Annotated in this window: 14 protein-coding genes; 5 read left to right on the forward strand and 9 right to left on the reverse strand. The window is 73.0% G+C overall.

Features of this window, described 5'->3' with window-relative positions:
• Positions 1-92 precede the first annotated feature (92 nt).
• The 3 genes from AMK24_RS10690 to AMK24_RS10700 all read left to right on the forward strand — a co-directional run bounded on the left by AMK24_RS10690 (position 93) and on the right by AMK24_RS10700 (position 3904).
• On the forward strand, positions 93-1346 hold the full coding sequence (locus tag AMK24_RS10690) for a citrate synthase (protein ID WP_073767446.1): 1254 nt from the start codon (positions 93-95) through the stop codon (positions 1344-1346).
• Positions 1347-1511: 165 nt separating this feature from the next.
• Positions 1512-3233 carry an ATP-binding protein gene (locus tag AMK24_RS10695; protein WP_073767447.1) on the forward strand — a complete coding sequence of 574 codons (1722 nt, stop codon included), beginning with the start codon at positions 1512-1514 and terminating at the stop codon, positions 3231-3233.
• Positions 3230-3904 (forward strand): DUF7342 family protein, encoded by a 675-nt coding sequence (locus tag AMK24_RS10700; protein ID WP_073768759.1) that lies wholly within the window; start codon positions 3230-3232, stop codon positions 3902-3904. Before AMK24_RS10695 ends, AMK24_RS10700 begins: the two co-directional genes overlap by 4 nt.
• Positions 3905-3981: 77 nt before the next feature.
• Here AMK24_RS10700 and AMK24_RS10705 read toward each other — a convergent pair whose 3' ends face one another.
• The 3 genes from AMK24_RS10705 to AMK24_RS10715 all read right to left on the reverse strand — a co-directional run bounded on the left by AMK24_RS10705 (position 3982) and on the right by AMK24_RS10715 (position 8435).
• Positions 3982-5574 carry a solute symporter family protein gene (locus tag AMK24_RS10705; protein ID WP_073767448.1) on the reverse strand — a complete coding sequence of 531 codons (1593 nt, stop codon included), beginning with the start codon at positions 5572-5574 and terminating at the stop codon, positions 3982-3984.
• On the reverse strand, positions 5571-6041 hold the full coding sequence (locus AMK24_RS10710) for a DUF485 domain-containing protein (RefSeq protein WP_073767449.1): 471 nt from the start codon (positions 6039-6041) through the stop codon (positions 5571-5573). Before AMK24_RS10710 ends, AMK24_RS10705 begins: the two co-directional genes overlap by 4 nt.
• A gap of 267 nt (positions 6042-6308) precedes the next feature.
• Positions 6309-8435, reverse strand: a complete 2127-nt coding sequence (locus tag AMK24_RS10715) for a DNA gyrase/topoisomerase IV subunit B (protein ID WP_073767450.1) — start codon at positions 8433-8435, stop codon at positions 6309-6311.
• Between the two features lie 446 nt (positions 8436-8881).
• On the opposite strand from AMK24_RS10715, the gene AMK24_RS10720 reads away from it, so the two are divergent.
• On the forward strand, positions 8882-9112 hold the full coding sequence (locus AMK24_RS10720) for a DUF7455 domain-containing protein (protein ID WP_073767451.1): 231 nt from the start codon (positions 8882-8884) through the stop codon (positions 9110-9112).
• 223 nt (positions 9113-9335) lie between these two features.
• Here AMK24_RS10720 and AMK24_RS10725 read toward each other — a convergent pair whose 3' ends face one another.
• From AMK24_RS10725 to AMK24_RS10750, 6 genes are all read right to left on the reverse strand, one after another.
• A complete protein-coding gene (locus AMK24_RS10725; RefSeq protein ID WP_073767452.1) occupies positions 9336-10166 on the reverse strand; it encodes a S1 family peptidase in 831 nt (276 codons plus the stop codon).
• Positions 10167-10330: 164 nt separating this feature from the next.
• Positions 10331-11878, reverse strand: a complete 1548-nt coding sequence (locus AMK24_RS10730) for an RNA polymerase sigma factor (RefSeq protein WP_073767453.1) — start codon at positions 11876-11878, stop codon at positions 10331-10333.
• A 325-nt stretch (positions 11879-12203) separates the two neighbouring features.
• On the reverse strand, positions 12204-13070 hold the full coding sequence (locus AMK24_RS10735) for a FadR/GntR family transcriptional regulator (protein WP_079190481.1): 867 nt from the start codon (positions 13068-13070) through the stop codon (positions 12204-12206).
• A 181-nt stretch (positions 13071-13251) separates the two neighbouring features.
• Positions 13252-14988, reverse strand: coding sequence for an ATP-binding cassette domain-containing protein (locus AMK24_RS10740; protein ID WP_073767455.1), 1737 nt, complete (start codon positions 14986-14988; stop codon positions 13252-13254).
• A gap of 144 nt (positions 14989-15132) precedes the next feature.
• Positions 15133-15891, reverse strand: coding sequence for an NUDIX hydrolase (locus AMK24_RS10745; protein ID WP_073767457.1), 759 nt, complete (start codon positions 15889-15891; stop codon positions 15133-15135).
• 321 nt (positions 15892-16212) lie between these two features.
• Complete coding sequence (locus AMK24_RS10750; protein WP_073767459.1) at positions 16213-17622, reverse strand: DUF4192 domain-containing protein; 1410 nt, start codon at positions 17620-17622, stop codon at positions 16213-16215.
• Positions 17623-17733: 111 nt separating this feature from the next.
• Here AMK24_RS10750 and AMK24_RS33910 point away from each other — a divergent pair, with 111 nt between their 5' ends.
• Positions 17734-17892, forward strand: a complete 159-nt coding sequence (locus tag AMK24_RS33910; RefSeq protein WP_158072150.1) for a hypothetical protein — start codon at positions 17734-17736, stop codon at positions 17890-17892.
• The last annotated feature ends 3 nt before the right edge of the window (positions 17893-17895 follow it).

A 17895-nucleotide genomic window follows, 5' to 3' on the forward strand; every position in this document is an offset into this window, starting at 1 on the left:
GCATGCAACATTGATTCGACTGTCCATGCTTGATGGAAGATCTGTCAATGTTGATTGAATCAATGTATACGGCCGGTGGATACGGTGGTCCCATGACGGATCAACCAGAGTCCGCCCGGCCCGGCGCTCCCCGGCTCACCACCCGGGAGGCGGCCGAACTCCTGGGCGTGAAGCCGGAGACGGTGTACGCCTACGTCAGCCGGGGTCAGTTGAACAGCGCCCGGGCCGCCGGAGGGCGGGGCAGCACGTTCGACGCCGACGAGGTACGGGCGCTGGCCCGGCGATCGGGACGGCGGGATCCCTCCCCGGCCGGGGGCGATCTCGTCTTCCGCACCGGCCTCACGCTCATCGAGGGCGACCGCTGCTACTTCCGCGGGGTCGACGCGACGGAACTGGCCCGGCGGTACGGCTACGAGGAGGTCGCCGAGTGGCTGTGGACAGGCGAACCGCGGCCGGGCGCACGGTTCACCGCCCCCGCCGGACCCCTCGCGGCGGCCCGCCGGGCGATCGGCGCACTGCCCGCGCACAGCGGCTCCACGGACCGGCTGAGGGTCGCGGTCACCGCCGCCGCGGCCACCGACGCACTGCGGTTCGACCTGTCGCCCGAGGCGGTCCTGAACAGCGCCCGGGGCCTGATCCCGACCCTGGTGGCCGCCCTGCCGACGCTCGGCGACCCCGCGCCCGAGGGGAGTTCCCTGGCGCGGGAGCTGTGGTCACGGCTGACCGCCGAGCCGGCCGACACCCCTTCCCTCGCGGTGCTGGACGCGGCCCTGGCCCTCCTGATCGACCACGACCTGGCGGCCTCCACGCTGGCCGCCCGGGTCGCCGCCTCCGCACGGGCCCATCCGTACGCCGTCGTCTCGGCGGGGCTCGGCGTGCTGGAGGGGCCGCTGCACGGCGCGGCGAGCGGGCTGGCGCACCGGATGCTCCAGGAGGCGGTGGACCGGGGCAGCGCGGTTCCCGTGGTCGCCGACCACCTGCGGACCGGGCGGCGGGTGCCGGGGCTGGGCCACCGGCTCTACCGGGGCGAGGACCCGCGGGCGACGCTCCTGTTCGACCTGCTGGCCCGGACGCCCCGGGCCGCGGCAGCGCTGGCGGCGGCCCGCGAGGTGATGGCCACGACGGCGCGGCACGCCCCGCTGCACGCCAACGTCGACCTGGCGCTGGCCGTCCTGTCGGTCTCCCGGGGGATGGCGGCGGACGCGGGCGAGACCGTGTTCGCGGTGGCCCGGACGGCGGGTTGGATCGCCCACGCGCTGGAGGAGTACGGGGAGCGCCCGCTCCGCATCAGGCCGAGCGGGCAGTACACGGGGCCCCGCCCACCGCAGCCGCTGCCCACCGCGTAGAGGCGGCCGGCGGACCTCGACCGGGTCCGCGGACGCCTGGCGCCCCCGCGGAGGGGGCCGGGAGCCGTACGCGGCCCCGGGCGCGCGGTCGCGCCCGGGGCCACCCGCGCCGGGGCCGGGCGGCCGGATTTCCACCCCGGCCGCCCGGCCCTTACCGTTCGTACGGTGAACGCCCCACCGACCCCCGGCAGGGGGCCCCGCCGGTTCGGCTGGCCCCGGCGGGTCTTCTCCCAGGTCCTGCTGATGCAGTTGGCCATCATCACCGGCGTGACGATCCTGGTCACCGGCCTGTTCCTGGCGCCTCTCAGCGACCAGCTCGACGACCAGGCGATGCGCCGCGCCCTCGCCATCGCCCAGTCCACCGCCGCCCAGCCGGAGATCGCACGGGACCTGGGCAGCACGGACCCGTCCGCCCGGGGCCCCGTCCAGTCGACCGCCGAGCGGATCAGGCGGGCGACCGGTGCGGAGTACGTCGTGGTCATGGACGGGCGCGGAGTGCGCTGGTCGCACCCCTCCGCGGACCGGATCGGCGCGGTCGTCTCCACCGACCCCGGTGAGGCGTTGCGCGGACGCGAGGTCATGGAGATCGACAGCGGAACCCTCGGGCGCTCCGCGCGCGGCAAGGTGCCGCTGGTGGACGACTCCGGCGAGGTGATCGGCGCGGTCTCGGTCGGCATCGAGTACGACAGCGTCCGCGCCCGCCTCCTCGGGGCGATCCCGGGGCTGCTGGCGTACGCGGGCGGGGCCCTGGCCGTCGGGGCGCTCGCCGCGTACCTGATCTCCCGCCGCTTGCAGCGGCAGACCCACGACCTGGCGTTCTCCGACATCTCCGCGCTGCTGACCGAACGCGAGGCCATGCTGCACGGCATCCGCGAAGGGGTCGTCGCCCTGGACGCCGCCGGCCGGGTCCGTCTGCTGAACGACGAGGCACAGCGGCTGCTGGGGCTGGGCCCGGAGGCGGCGGGCCGGCCGCTGGAGGAGGTGCTGGGCGAGGGCCGGACCACGGACGTGCTGACCGGGCGCGTGGTCGGCGACGACCTGCTGGCGGTGCGGGGCAGCAGGGTGCTGCTGGCCAACCGGATGCCCACGGACGACGGCGGCGCCGTGGTGACCCTGCGCGACCGGACCGAACTGGAGCACCTGGGCCGCGAACTCGACTCCACCACGGGGCTGATCGACGCCCTGCGCGCCCAGGACCACGAGCACGCGAACCGGCTGCACACCCTGCTGGGGCTGCTGGAACTGGAGATGCACGAGGACGCGATGGAGTTCGTCACGGAGGTGGTGGGCGTCCACCGGGCGACGGCCGAGCAGGTCACGGAGAAGGTCCAGGACCCGCTGCTGGCCGCCCTCCTCGTCGGCAAGGCGACGGTCGCCGCCGAGCGGGGCGTCGCGCTGCGGCTGACCCCCGGCACCCTGCTGCCGGACCGGGTCGTCGACCCCCGGGGCCTGGTCACCGTGGTCGGCAACCTCGTCGACAACGCCACGGACGCGGCGGCCGGATCGGACGGGGCGCGGATCGAGGTCGAGCTGCGGACGGAGGGCCGTACGGTGGTGCTGGGCGTGCGGGACAGCGGCCCCGGCGTGCCCCCGGAGCGGCACGCGTCGATCTTCACGGAGGGCTGGTCCACCAAGGACGTCCCGGCGCACGGCAAGCGCGGCCTCGGGCTCGCCCTCGTACGGAGGCTGGCGGAGCGCCAGGGCGGCGGCGTCACGGTCTCCGACGCGGACGGGGGCGGCGCGCTGTTCACGGTGGTACTGCCGGACGCGCTGGCCGACGCCGAGCCGCGGGACACGGTAACCCCCGCCCCCGGGCGCCGGGCGGACGGCTCCCTCGGCGGCTGGCAGCCCTCCGCCCATCCGGCCACGACGGGAGAACAGTGGTGATCCAGGTCCTGATCGTGGACGACGACGTGCGCGTGGCGCAGATCAACGCGGCGTACGTCGCCAAGGTCCCCGGGTTCCGGGTGGCCGCCCGGGCCCACTCGGCGGCCGCCGCGCTGGAGACGGTCGAGGAGGTCCCGGTGGACCTGATCCTGCTGGACCACTACCTGCCCGACCGCAACGGCCTCGCCGTGGTCCGGGAGCTGCGCCGCCTCGGCCACCGGGCCGACGTGATCATGGTGACGGCCGCCCGGGACGTCGCGACCGTGCAGGACGCGATGCGGCACGGCGCGCTCCAGTACCTGGTCAAGCCGTTCACGTACGCCGGTCTGCGTTCGAAGCTGGAGGCGTACGCGGCCCTGCGCCGGACGCTCGACGGGGGCGGCGAGGCGGAGCAGGCGGAGGTGGACCGGCTCTTCGGCGCGCTGTGGGCGGCGAGCGAGCCGGTCCTCCCCAAGGGCCACTCCCCCACCACCGCCGAACTGGTCCGCCAGGCGCTGCGCGGCGCGGAGGGCCCGCTCTCCGCGCAGGAGATCGCGGACAGCGCGGGGATGAGCCGCCAGACGGCGCAGCGCTATCTGAAGCTGCTGGAACGCACGGGCAAGGTCCGGCTGACGCTGCGGTACGGCGAGACGGGCCGCCCGGAGCACCGGTACGCCTGGGCCTCGGGCTGACTCCCACGGCGTTTCCCGGCCCGAGCCCCGGGCCCGGCCGCAGCGGGACGCCCGGGACTCGGGCCGGGGGGCGGGCGCTACGCCGCTCCGGCCCCCGTCAGGGCGCGGACCTCGGTCTCGGCGTGCTTGGCCTCGTCGGGCGGCTCGGAGGAGGTCACCGTACCGATCCAGCCGGCCAGGAAGCCGAGGGGGATGGAGACCAGGCCCGGGTTCTCCAGGGGGAAGAGCTGGAAGTCGACGCCCGGGAACAGCGACGTCGGGCTGCCCGAGACGACGGGTGAGACCAGCACCAGGACGACCGCCGGGACCAGCCCCCCGTACACCGCCCAGACCGCGCCCCGGGTGGTGAAGCCGCGCCAGAACAGCGCGTAGAGCAGGGCCGGGAGGTTGGCCGAGGCGGCGACGGCGAAGGCGAGGCCCACCAGGAACGCGACGTTGAGATCCTGCGCGAGCAGCCCGAGGCCGATCGCGACCGCGCCGATCCCGGCGGCGGCGACCCGTGCCACGGCGACCTCCCCGTGCCTCCTGCGGCCGGGGCGGCGGAGCGAGGCGTAGAGGTCGTGGGCGACGGACGCGGACGAGGCGAGCGTGATGCCCGCGACGACGGCCAGGATGGTGGCGAAGGCGATGGCCGCGACCACGGCAAAGAGAATCGTTCCACCGGTGGTGCCCTCGCCGCCGCCGAGATCGAGGGCCAGCAGCGGGATCGCGGTGTTGCCCGCCGCGTTCGAGGCGCGGACCTCCGCGGGGCCGACGAGGGCGGCGGCGCCGAACCCGAGCACGATCGTCATCAGGTAGAAACCGCCGATCAGGCCGATGGACCAGACGACCGAGCGGCGCGCCGCGCGGGCGGTGGGCACGGTGTAGAAGCGCGACAGGATGTGGGGCAGCCCCGCCGTGCCGAGGACCAGGGCCACGCCCAGGCTGATGAAGTCGAGGCGTGAGGTCCAGTCCCCGCCGTAGCGGAGGCCGGGGGCGAGGAAGTCCTTGCCGTGGCCGCTGCGTTCGGCGGCGGTGTGGAGCAACTGGTCGACGTTCCCGCGGAAATGGACCAGGACGAGCACGGTGAGGGCCACGGCCCCGGCCATCAGCAGGACGGCCTTGACGATCTGGATCCAGGTGGTGGCGCGCATCCCGCCGAACGACACGTAGATCACCATGAGCGCGCCCACCCCTACGACGGTCCAGGACCGGGCGGCGTCGCTCGTACCGCCGAGCAGCAGGGCCACCAGGCTGCCCGCGCCGACCATCTGGGCGACCAGGTACAGCACGGAGACGGTGACGGAGGAGGTGCCGAGCGCGGTGCGCACCGGGCGCTCCGCCATCCGTGCGGCGACCACGTCGGCCAGGGTGTACCGGCCGCAGTTGCGCACGAGTTCGGCGACGAACAGCAGGACGACCAGCCAGGCGACGAGGAAGCCGACCGAGTAGAGCATGCCGTCGTAGCCGAAGAGGGCGATCAGTCCGGAGATCCCGAGGAAGGAGGCCGCGGACATGTAGTCGCCGGCGATGGCGAATCCGTTCTCCATGGGCGAGAACAGCCGGCCGCCGGCGTAGAACTCCTCAGCGGAGCCCTGCCGGGCGCGGCCGACCCGGGTCGTGATGAACAGCGTCACCGCGACGAACACGCTGAACAGCAGGAGGGCCAGTGTCTGGTGGTCGCCGCTCACCGCACGGCCCCTCGCGTCATCTCCTGGGTCTCCCAGCGCAGGTCGAGCGCGGCCCGGTCCCGGCGCAGCCGCGCGTGCCGTGCGTACGCCCAGGTGAGCAGGAAGGTGGTGAGGAACTGGCCGAGCCCCGCCGCCATCGCGACGTTGAGCGCCCCGGCGACCGGGCGGGCCATCAGCTCGGGCGCGGTGGTCGCGGCGACGACATAGGCGAGATACCAGAGGAGGAAGGCGAGGGCGGCGGGGAAGACGAAGCGGCGGTAGCGGCGGCGCACTTCGCGGAAGGCGGCGCTGCCGTGCACTTCCCGGTAGATCTCGGCCGCGCCGGGCGCGGTCCGCTCCCCTCCCGGCTCCCCGGCCGCCACGAGGCCGCCCGCTCCGTCCCGCTCGCCCCGGCCGGGGGCCGGCACGTCGTCCCACGGGTCGTCGAACCGCGCTCCGGCGGTCACCGGCCCTGCTTCCTTCTCCACCGAACAACTCCCCTGATCCGCCGACCTGTTTCGGCCGCACGGCCCACCATGGGCGGTTGGGGAAGCCGCCGGGCGCGGCATACGCCCGACTTCACCCCTTCAGGTGACAGAAGTGCCGGACGGCCGCGCGTTTCCTCCGCGCTGCCCCGGGAAGCGCACGGGCCCCCGGTCCGGTGGACGGGAGCGGGGGCCGGGCGGGCGCGGGAGCCGGGCGGGGCGTACGGACCGGCGTGCGGGGCCGGTTCCGTACGGGGCCGGGCGTGCGCGTCAGGCGTCGATGCGCGAGCGGTCCAGGGTGGCCGCGGAGCTGGTGATGAACTCCTTGCGGGGGGCGACCTCGTTGCCCATCAGCAGGTCGAAGACCTGCTCTGAGGACTCCAGGTCCCCGATGTTGATGCGCCGCAGCGTGCGGTGGCGCGGGTCCATCGTCGTCTCGGCCAGCTGGTCGGCGTCCATCTCGCCGAGGCCCTTGTAGCGCTGGATCGACTCCTTGATCCGCACGTTCTTGCGCTGGAACTCCAGGAGGGTCTGGCGCAGCTCCTGGTCGGAGTAGGTGTAGACGTACTTGTCCTGGCCCTTCTTGGGCTGGACCAGCTCGATCCGGTGCAGCGGCGGCACCGCGGCGAAGACCCGGCCCGCCTCGACCATCGGGCGCATGTAACGCTGGAAGAGGGTCAGCAGCAGGGTGCGGATGTGGGAGCCGTCGACGTCGGCGTCGGTCATCATGATCACCTTGCCGTAGCGGGCGGCGTCGATGTCGAAGGTCCGCCCGGACCCGGCTCCTATGACCTGGATGATCGCGCCGCACTCGGCGTTCTTCAGCATGTCGGAGACGGACGACTTCTGGACGTTGAGGATCTTTCCGCGGATCGGCAGCAGCGCCTGGAACTCGCTGTTCCGGGCCAGCTTGGCGGTGCCGAGCGCCGAGTCCCCCTCGACGATGAACAGCTCGCTGCGGTCGACGTCGTCGCTGCGGCAGTCGGCGAGCTTGGCGGGCAGCGAGGAGGACTCCAGCGCGGTCTTGCGACGCTGGGCGTCCTTGTGCTGGCGGGCCGCGATCCGGGTGCGGGCGGCGGCGACGGCCTTCTCCAGCACCGCCCTGGCCTGGGCCTTGGCGTCGCGCTTCGTGGAGGTCAGGAACGCCTTGAGCTCCTTGGCGACCACGCCAGCGACGATCCGGTTGGCCGCCGAGGTGCCGAGCACCTCCTTGGTCTGCCCCTCGAACTGCGGCTCGGCGAGCCGCACGGTGACGACGGCGGTGAGCCCTTCCAGGGCGTCGTCCTTGACGATGTCGTCCTCGGCGACGCGGAGCATCTTGGCGGAGCGCAGCACCTCGTTGACCGTCTTGGTCAGGGAGCGCTCGAACCCGGTGACGTGGGTGCCGCCCTTGGGGGTGGCGATGATGTTCACGAACGACCTGAGGGTCGTCTCGTAGCCGGTGCCCCAGCGCAGGGCGATGTCGACGCCGAGCTCGCGGGTGACCTCCGTGGGGGTCATGTGGCCGCGGTCGTCGAGCACCGGGACGGTCTCCTTGAAGGTGCCCGTGCCGCTGAGCCGCTGGACGTCGCAGACGGCCTTGTCCTGGGCCAGGTACTCGCAGAACTCGCTGATGCCGCCGTCGAAACGGAAGGTCTCCTCCGTCTTGCCCGCGCCGTCGATGCCCCGCTCGTCGCGGACGATGATCGTGAGGCCGGGGACGAGGAAGGCGGTCTGGCGGGCCCGCTGGTGGAGCGTCTCCAGGTTGAGCTTGGCGTCCTTGAGGAAGATCTGCCGGTCCGACCAGTACCGCACCCGGGTACCGGTACGGGTCTTGGGGACGCGCTTGCCCTTGCGCAGCCCGTTGGCCGGATCGAACGGGCTGTCCGGCCCCTGCTCGGTGAACATGCCGGGCACGCCGCGGCGGAAGCTGATGGAGTGGGTCGCGCTGTTCCGGTCGACCTCGACGTCCAGCCGGGCGGAGAGGGCGTTGACCACGGAGGCGCCGACGCCGTGGAGGCCGCCCGAGGCCGCGTAGGAGCCGCCGCCGAACTTGCCGCCGGCGTGCAGCTTGGTCATCACGACCTCGACGCCCGACAGGCCCGTCTTGGGCTCGACGTCGACGGGGATGCCGCGGCCGTTGTCCCGGACCTCGACGGAGGCGTCGTCGTGGAGGATGACCTCGATCCGGTCGCAGTAGCCGCCCAGGGCCTCGTCGACGGAGTTGTCGATGATCTCCCAGAGGCAGTGCATCAGGCCGCGGCTGTCGGTGGACCCGATGTACATCCCGGGGCGTTTGCGGACCGCCTCCAGGCCCTCGAGGACGAGGAGGTGCCGCGCGGTGTAGTTGGAGCTGTCCCGGTCGCCGCCTGCTCCGGTCAGCATCGCGGTGGACGGCACGGACGTTTCGGCGGTCACGCGGTTCGCTCCTCGCTGAATTTCATCTGGGGCCCCCGTGGCTGCGGGGCTCGGCTTCGGTTGCCGCTGAGAGCCTACAGAGGCCTGGTAGAGCGGTTGTAACGCCACCCTCGGGGAATCCTCATGCTAGTCGAGCCTCATCCGGGCTCGCATGGATGTTCGATCATTCGTTGGAGTGACGTGCACATCACGTTCCCTTCGACGCATGAACCATTTAGGCTCCGGGCACGTCCTCATGAACAAACCGGCAAGCCGGCCGGCCGGACCCACCCCTGACAAGCAATGCGAAACCGTAGCGCTTCCGCATACGGCACATTCGCCGCCAACCGGCAACAGACAGCCACACCGAGAAGAAGTTTCGAAGAAAAGCCACGAGCGGGAACGTTTTCGGCCTGGTTGGATGTTGACCCTGGTACGACAGCTCGTCGAGCTAGAGAAGAGGCGACGTGACTACTGTTCTGACCCCCGCGAGCCCGCTGACCGCGGCTGACCGCTGCGACCGTTGCGGCGCCCAGGCATATCTGCGCGTCGTTCTGATCAGCGGTGGTGAACTGCTCTTCTGCGCCCACCACGGGCGCAAGTTCGAGCCGGAACTCAAGAAGATCGCCGCGGAAATACAGGATGAGACGGACCGGCTCACCGCCGTGCAGACGGCGGCCGCCGACGAGGAACACTGACACCTCGCACATCCACGACGAGCCAAGGGCCGGTCCAGGACCGGCCGACGGGCGGCTCCCCCACCCCGGGGGCGCCGCCCGTTCTCGTGCGCGGGCTCGGGCGGTTCCGCGTTCGGGACGGGGCCCGGGGCCCCGGGCGGGGCCGGGGCGGCCCGGCCGGCGTGCGGGCCGCCCGGCCCCAGGACCGCCCGCGGGGCCGCCCCGCGCACCGGCCCGCCACGTCTCAGATGCGGCCCCCGGCCCATTCCAGGGCCGCGGAGACCCGTGTGTACACCCCGGGGCTGCCCGGACGCCCGCAGCCGCTGCCCCAGGACACCAGGCCGATGAGCCGCCCACGGGCCACCAGCGGGCCGCCGCTGTCGCCCTGGCACGCGTCCCGGCCGCCCGCCGGATCGCCCGCACAGAGCATCGCGGAGGCCTTGTACGTGCCCTCCCTGCCCCCCGGGTAGGCCCGGGCGCAGTCGGCGTCCGGGAGGACCCGGACCCGCGCGGAACGCAGCCCGGAGGCGTACGTACCGCTTCCCGACGTGTCGCCCCAGCCGTACACGTCCGCGGCGGTACCGGCCCGGTAGGCGGCGTCCCCGCGCCGGGCCATCGGGATGGTGCCGCCCTTCGGCAGGGCGCGGGCCAGGGTCAGCACGGCGAGGTCGCCGGCGTTGGAGACGGAGTCGTACGCCGGGTTCACCCAGATGGCCCGGACCGGGATCTCCCGGCCGTCGGAATCGCCCAGCCGCTCCCGGCCGGCGATGACGCGCAGGTCCTTCACCCTGTTCGCCGGGGTGCCGAGGGCTTCGTCACTCAGACAGTGGGCGGCCGTCAGGACCTTCGTGGGCGCCACGGCGACCCCGCCGCAGAACTGCCCCGAGCGGGCCCCGCCGAACCGGTCCCGGCTCGACAGCGCCACGGCCCAAGGGCTGTCCGCCACGGAGGCAGGCCGTCCGCCGACGACGATGCTCTCCGCGACCGCCTCGGAGGGCGGGACGAACGGCGGCACGGACGCGGCGGCGGTCAGGGCGAGCACCCCGGTCAGGGCACGGACGAGGGAACGGGGCATGGAGGCTCCTGACGCTGAGGCGGTAACGTTTCACCCAGCGTGATCCAGCAGGTACGCGTCCACCCCCGAGGACACGCCGGAGGGCCCGGATCCCCTGGGGGTTCCGGGCCCTCGGCCGGTGGTTCTTCCGCGATCCGGTAGGCGGCGCCCCGGACCTTCTCGATCTAGTCGAGGTAGTCGCGCAGCACCTGGGACCGCGACGGGTGGCGGAGCTTCGACATGGTCTTCGACTCGATCTGGCGGATGCGCTCACGCGTCACGCCGTAGACCTTGCCGATCTCGTCGAGCGTCTTCGGCTGGCCGTCGGTGAGACCGAAGCGCATCGAGACCACCCCGGCCTCACGCTCGGAGAGCGTGTCGAGCACCGAGTGCAGCTGCTCCTGGAGGAGCGTGAAGCTGACCGCGTCCGCCGGGACGACGGCCTCGGAGTCCTCGATCAGGTCACCGAACTCGCTGTCGCCGTCCTCGCCGAGCGGGGTGTGCAGCGAGATCGGCTCACGGCCGTACTTCTGGACCTCGATGACCTTCTCGGGGGTCATGTCGAGCTCCTTGGCCAGCTCCTCCGGGGTGGGCTCGCGGCCCAGGTCCTGGAGCATCTGGCGCTGGACGCGCGCGAGCTTGTTGATGACCTCGACCATGTGCACCGGGATACGGATGGTGCGGGCCTGGTCGGCCATGGCGCGGGTGATCGCCTGACGGATCCACCAGGTGGCGTACGTGGAGAACTTGTAGCCCTTGGTGTAGTCGAACTTCTCGACCGCGCGGATCAGACCGAGGTTGCCCTCCTGGATCAGGTCCAGGAAGAGCATGCCGCGGCCGGTGTAGCGCTTGGCCAGGGAGACCACCAGACGGAGGTTGGCCTCCAGGAGGTGGTTCTTGGCCCGCCGGCCGTCCTCGGCGATGATCTCCAGCTCGCGCTTGAGCTTCGGCGCGAGCTTGTCGGCGTTGGCCAGCTTGTCCTCGGCGAAGAGGCCGGCCTCGATGCGCTTGGCGAGCTCGACCTCCTGCTCGGCGTTGAGGAGGGGGACCTTGCCGATCTGCTTCAGGTAGTCCTTGACCGGGTCGGCGGTGGCCCCGGCGACGGCGACCTGCTGCGCGGGCGCGTCGTCCTCGTCGTCGTCGGAGAGGACGAAGCCCTTGTTCTCGCCCTCGCCCTCCTCTTCCTCGCCCTTGCCGGCCTTGACCTCCTCGACCGGCTCATCGCCGTCGAGCAGCTCGTCGTCCTGCTTGCCGGCCTTCTTGGCGGCGGTCTTCTTGGCCGCCGTCTTCTTCACGGCGGTCTTCTTGGCGGCGGTCTTCTTGGCCGCCGCCTTCTTGGCGGGCGGGGCCGCGACGGCGTCGCCGGCCGCCGCGTCCGCGCTCTCGGCCGCCGGGGCGGCGGGGGCGGCGACGGTGCGGGTCACGGTGGTCTTCGCCGTGACGCTCTTGGTGGCGGTGCGCTTGACCGGGCTCTTCGCTGCGACGCTCTTGCGGGCGCGCTTCGGCGACTCCGCTGCACTGACCATCAGCGTCACACCCTCTTCCTCGAGGATCTGGTTGAGGCTGCGCAGAACGTTCTTCCACTGGGTTGGCGGAATCTGGTCAGCCTCGAAGGCCCGACGCACGTCATCGCCGGCGATCTGCCCATCAGCCTTTCCCCGCTCGATGAGCGCCATCACAGATGCGGACTCGGCGATCTCCGGCGGGAGCGTACGGGATGTGCTGGCCGACACGAACAACCTCTCGGAACGATGGAAACGGCTTCCGGCCCTGCCCTGGGGAGGGCGGGAACCGACGACCGTCGGCTGGGGATGTCGCCGACGACGCGGGCTTGGTCTCAGAACTGCACAGCGCGACCCGAGGGCTGCTGTATTCCTTCCGCGACGCTCACCTCTTAAGTCATCGCGCTGCTTCGAGGAGCGTTACGGCCAATCCGCGTGGCCCGAGTCACACCCCATACGCGACGAAGCGGACCAAGAGTGGCATCCCTCCACAATTATGCCGCCGGACCGCACCGGTCCGGCGGCACCGGGCCCCGGGCCCGGCCACGCCGCTCGGTCAGTGCTCGCGCGGCGCGGGAACCACACGCTCGACATCGGGGTGGACGACGAGCAACTGGCGCATGGCCGACTCGGCCGCCCCCGCGTCGCCCGACGCCACGGCGTCGACGATCCGCGCGTGGTGGGCCAGTGAGCTCTCGCCGGGGCGGTCACAGCCCGTGACGGGACCGCCGGAGACATGGAGGGCGGCCGAGACGATGCCGGAGAGGTGCTCCAGCATCCGGTTCCCCGCGGCCTGGATGAGCAGGGCGTGGAACTCCGCGTCGGCGCGGGAGAAGGTGATCGCGTCCCCCTGGCCCATCGCGTGCCCCATGATCTCCACCATGTCGCCGAGCCGCTGCTGAATGTCGTCGCGGCTGTGCCCGGCCGCGAGGCGGGCGGCGAGCGGTTCGATGGTCCAGCGGAGCTCGGCCAGCTCGCGGCGCTGGTCGTCGCGCTGTGGACCGAAAGCCCGCCATTCGATGATGTCGGGATCCAGCAGGTTCCAGTCGCTGACCGGGCGGACCCTGGTCCCCACGTTGGGGCGTGCGCTGACCAGCCCCTTGGCTTCGAGGACGCGCAGGGATTCGCGGACGACGGTGCGGGAGACCTCGAACCGCTGGCCGATCTCCTCGGGAACGAGGGGGCGGTCCGCGCCGAGGTCGCCGGAGACGATCATCTGGCCCAGCTGCTGGACGAGTTGGCCGTGGAGGCCGCGCCCCCGACTGGCCGACCCGCGTCGGCTCGCCCGCCCCAGTTCGGAGTCGGACCCGCCCCAGGTCCGGGTCGCGGCACGCTCGCCGGCCGGCGTCTCCGCATAGGGGTAGCGGTCGAGTTCGCCCGAGCCGGCCAGGCCGGAATCGGCGGTGCGGGCGGCGTTCATCATGGTGTGCGCAAGGGTACTCACGCATCCTTTGTCGGCGCGGCTCACTCACCCCTTGAGGTCTTTGGTGAAAAGCACACGAAAGGGTGATCGGCGTCCGCTCCGCAATTGACGCCATATCCAGACAAATCGGCTATTTCTCAGAGAGTTGTGGCCTCCTGGCCTCGAACCAGGACCGCGGTGATCACCAACGTGCCCTTCCGCGAAGGCCGGTGAACAGATACGCGCAGATCAAGGCCGACAACGACAGGGCGAGGGCGGTGCCGACGGGCTGCGCCACCACCCGCGCGACGGCCAGGATCCAGTGGTCCGCCTCCTGCGGCAGCTGCCGGCCGGCCAGTTCGCGCAGCCGCTCCGGAAGTCCGGCGACCGAATGCGCGGAGGGCGCCGCGAAGATCTTCCGCACCAGCGGGACGACGAGCACCGGCACGGCCAGCACCGCGGCGATGCCCGCCCCGGCCACCCGGAAGACGCCGGCCGCCAACAGGCCCGCCCAGGCGCAGCCGACCGTCAACCCGGCCCAACTCGCACCCAAGGCAACGGCGTTGGACGGCATCTCGATCAACTCCGGCCCGTACACCAGGTGTAGGGCCTGCGCTCCGCCCGCCACGGCGAGGCCCGCGAGCAGGAGCGCGAAGCCCGCGGTCACGGTGAGCTTGGCCAGCAGCAGCCCGAGCCGCCGGGGCACGGTGCCGCGCGCCGCGGCGAGCGCGGGATAGCGGAACTCGTCCCCGAAGGACAGCGCCCCGAGCAGGCCCGCGCCGAGCGCGGCGGGAGGGAGCGGCAGCAGGGCGGGCCAGGCGGCGAGGACACGGGGCAGCGCGGTGCCGTCGGTACGGGCGAGCAGGACGGACATCACGGTCGACACCACCAGAACGGCCGCCATGATCATGGTCGTCGTCCTGACGCCGAGCGAGCGCCGCAGTTCGTACCGAAGGGGCCGCAGGGGCCCGCGAGCGGGGCGCACCCGGATCGGGGGCGGCAGTTCGGACAGGGCGACGGCCGATTCCACCCGCGATGCGCCCACCGTCTCCGCGGGGGCGGCGGGCCCGGTGTCGCCGATCTCGTCGGCGAGCCGGTGCACGGGGACGCCGTGCCGGTAGGCGGTGTCGCCGATCTCCGCGCAGTCGCTGCCGTAGACCGTCAGCCGGCCGCCCGCCTCCTGGACCACCTCGACGGAGCGCTGCGCGGCTCGGGCCTCCCGGCTGACCACGGCCGCCAACCGGGCCGCGTGCGGGGTGCGGACGGCGACCCGGGCCCGCAGCCGGGTGCGGGCGAAGTCGGTGACGTCCTGGTCGGCGACGAGGCGGCCGGCGCCGATGGTGACGACCCGGTCGGCCGTGCGGGCCGCCTCCTTGGGGTCGTCGGTGGTGCAGAGGACCGTACCGCCCTGGGCCGCGTGGGCGCGCAACAGTCCGTACAGCCAGCTGTTCTCCCGCGGGGAGAGCCCTTCCGCCGGCTGGTCCAGGATCAGCGTGTGCGGGTCTCCGAGCAGGGCCGCGGCCAGGCCGAGCCTGCGGTCCATCCCCACCGAGAGGGCTCCCAGGCGCTGGTCGCCGAGCCCGGCGAGACCGACGACTTCGAGCACCTCGTCGGCCCGGGAGGCGGGCACGCCCGCGGCCGCGCAGAGCATCCGCAGCTGCCCCCGGGCGGTCCGGGAGGGGTGGCCCGGCACGTCGCCGAGCAGGACGCCCACCTCCCTCGCCGGGTGGGCGATGCGGTGCAACGGCCTCCCCCGGAAGTAGGCGACCCCCCTCCCGGCGTCTAGTTCGAGCATCAGGCGCAGGGCGGTGGTCTTGCCCGAGCGCGGGGCCCCGAGCAGGGCCGTGACCCGGCCGGGGGGAGCCTCGAAGGTCAGGTCGTTGACGGCGGGCGGGGCGTCGCGGCGGGGGGAACTGGTGAGTCCGATGGCCTGGAGCATCGCTTCTCTCGCGTCTCTCGCGGAAGGTGAGACCGCTCGGCGGCATGGGGGTACCGCAGCAACATAACGCGACATTTCAGACTTTTGGTGCAGGGGCGGGACGACAGGCGCACCGCGGGGCCGAGGCGGGGGAACGCCCCTGATTCAGACCTCGGGTCGCAGCATCGGCGGGTTGAGGACCGTCGCCGCCCCGGCGCGGAACAACTGCGCGGGCCGTCCGCCCTGACGGGTGGTCGTCCCGCCGGAGGGCACCAGGAACCCCGGCGTGCCGGTGACCTTGCGGTGGAAGTTGCGGGGGTCGAGGACCACGCCCCACACCGCCTCGTACACCCGGCGCAGCTCGCCGACCGTGAACTCGGGGGGGCAGAACGCCGTGGCCAGCGAGGAGTATTCGATCTTGGAGCGGGCCCGCTCCACTCCGTCGGCCAGGATCCGCGCGTGGTCGAAGGCCAGCGGAGCCGCCTGCTCGCCCTCCCTCCCGGCGCCGGGATGCAGCAGGTCCTCGACCGGCGCCCAGCGAGCGCTGTTGGCGTCACCGCCCGCCCGGGGTGCGGGCAGGTCCGGGGCGAGGGCGAGGTGGGCGACGCTGACCACGCGCATCCGGGGATCACGCGCCGGGTCCCCGTAGGTGGCCAGCTGCTCCAGATGCGCGCCGTTGCCGGTGGCCGGCCGCGCCGGATCGTGCGCGCACAGACCGGTCTCCTCGACGAGTTCGCGCGCCGCCGCGGACCCCAGGTCCTCGTCCATCCTGACGAAGCCGCCGGGCAGCGCCCAGCGGCCCTGGAACGGCGCCTCTCCGCGGCGGACGACCAGCGCGCAGAGCGCGTGACGGCGCACCGTGAGCACGACCAGGTCGACGGTGACAGCGAAGGGCGGGAAGGTCGACGGGTCGTAGGGCGGCATGCCGCGATCATAGTCGTCTTCCTGACGATAAACACTCCCTTCGGCATGCTCGTGATCAGTCCATGTCCCGCGACGGGGGATGCGCTGCCGCTCAGGGCTCCGCGGTGGGTGTGAAGCGGCCGGTCGGTGGACCGGGTCGGAGGGCAGGGGCTCCCGCCCTCCGCCGGCCCCTGCCTGCCCGCCGGCCTCCGCCGGGTCGGCCGGTCATGGCGAGCGGTCGCGTCCGCTCGACGAGCCCCGGCCGCGGATTCACCGATCTCCCGGCCCGGGGCGCAGCCCGGCCTCGTGCCCCGGTCTCGGCCCGCCCTCTTCACGTTCGCGTCACCGTCGCGTCCGGTCGGCGCGGCTGCCGTACCGGCGGGCCTCGCCAGGCCGGCGGGGCCCGGCGGTCCGAGGGCGGACCGGGTCGCGCGACGCCTTGCCCCGCTCGGCGGCCGGGTGCCGGGGAGTCCGTCCTTCCCGCCGCTCCTTCCGGGGCAGGGAGCGGACCTTGCGCACATGCAGGGGAACGCCGGTCCGGCCCTCGGCCCGGTCGGCGGCTCGGCAGGAGGCCCGGTCGGCGGAGTCCACCGAAGCCTCCACCGCTTCGGCGCCGGAGCCCGGCTCCTCGGCGGCCGCCTCTCGCAGGCAGCGGCGCAGGGCCTCCGGATCGAGCCCTTCGTTGCAGGCCCGATGCAGCAGTTGGGCGAAGGTGTAGTCGGGGTCGGCGCGCAGCGCCAGCGACAGGGCGACCCGCGCCCCGGGCTCGTCGCCCGTGGACCAGGAGACCCAGCCCGCCAAGGTGAGCGGTGCGGCGGCGTGCTCACCGTACGGCCCGACGCAGCGCCGGGCCAGGGCCCGCCACAGCCGCAGGGCCGACTGCGCCTCCGGTCCCTCCATCCAGACGGCGGCCTTGTCCCGGGTGTCGCGGTCCTGGAGGCCCAGGATGACCGCGGCAGCCTCGTCGGACCCGATCAGCTGGTCGTCCCCGGCATCCGCGAGCGGCGGCGGAGCGGGCCGCGCCTTCCCGATGCGGTCCATGAGGGTGCGGGCCAGCCCGAGGGTCTCCGCCGCGACCTGCCGTCTGGCCTGCCCGTCGAGGAGGCGTGGCAGCAGCACCGGCCCCGCCCTGTCCAGGGCCTGCTCCTGAGCCGCTACGGCTGCCGGGACCTGCCACGGCCGCAGCCGGTCCTCCATGTCCCGCAGGGTGCCCCGGACGTGGATGCCCGCATAGGTGGCCGCGGCGGCCATCACCGTGGTGCCCGGCAGGGTCAGGGGGTTTCCTTCGTCGGGGCAGCACCGGGTGTCGGGGCAGCAGTAGGACCAGTACCGCCCGTCGGAGATGCAGAGCGCTTCGAGGACGGGCACGTCGAGTGCTCCGCACGCCGTCCGCAGGCGCTGTGCGAACGGCCTGAGCCGCTCCATGGCCGACCGGCCGCCCGAGCCGTCCGGGGAGTCCTGGCAGAGGAAGAGCACGATGGCGTCGGGCTTGCCCTCACGGCGCTCGCTCTCCGACACCAGGCACTCCGCGAGCTGGTCCGCGGCCGGCCCCCATTCGCCGGGCGCCTGCGGGATGCCGAGACGCAGCCGTCCGCCGAAACGGCCCCGGCCGCCGTGCAGCGCGACCATCACCACGCTGTCGTTGGGGTAGAAGCCCATCAGGTACGGGAGGGCGTCGGCGAGGTCGGCGGGGCCGCGCAGGGTGATCTGCTGCGCCTCGGACCGTCCGGTGGATTCGTGGTGCTTGTTCATGGCTCGACGGTCCCGCAGCCCGCCGAAACCCGCGACCCCTGTGGATAACGTTATCCACAGGGGTCGCGCGGCCATTCGCGGTTTGTCGTAGCCATCGGGTTGCACGGGGGGATGACCAACGCAGACCGTGCAGCGCTCAGGGCTTCGGCCGACTCCGTCCTCGCCCGCCCGGTGGGCGACACCACCGGCAAGGCCGTACGGCGCGAGGAGCAGTGGGCCTTTTCCATCCTCCTGGCGCGTCAGGCTGGTTGGGGCGCCCGTTCGACGTGAACG

The sequence above is a fragment of the Streptomyces sp. CB02366 genome (assembly GCF_001905905.1).
Classification (GTDB): Bacteria; Actinomycetota; Actinomycetes; order Streptomycetales; family Streptomycetaceae; genus Streptomyces.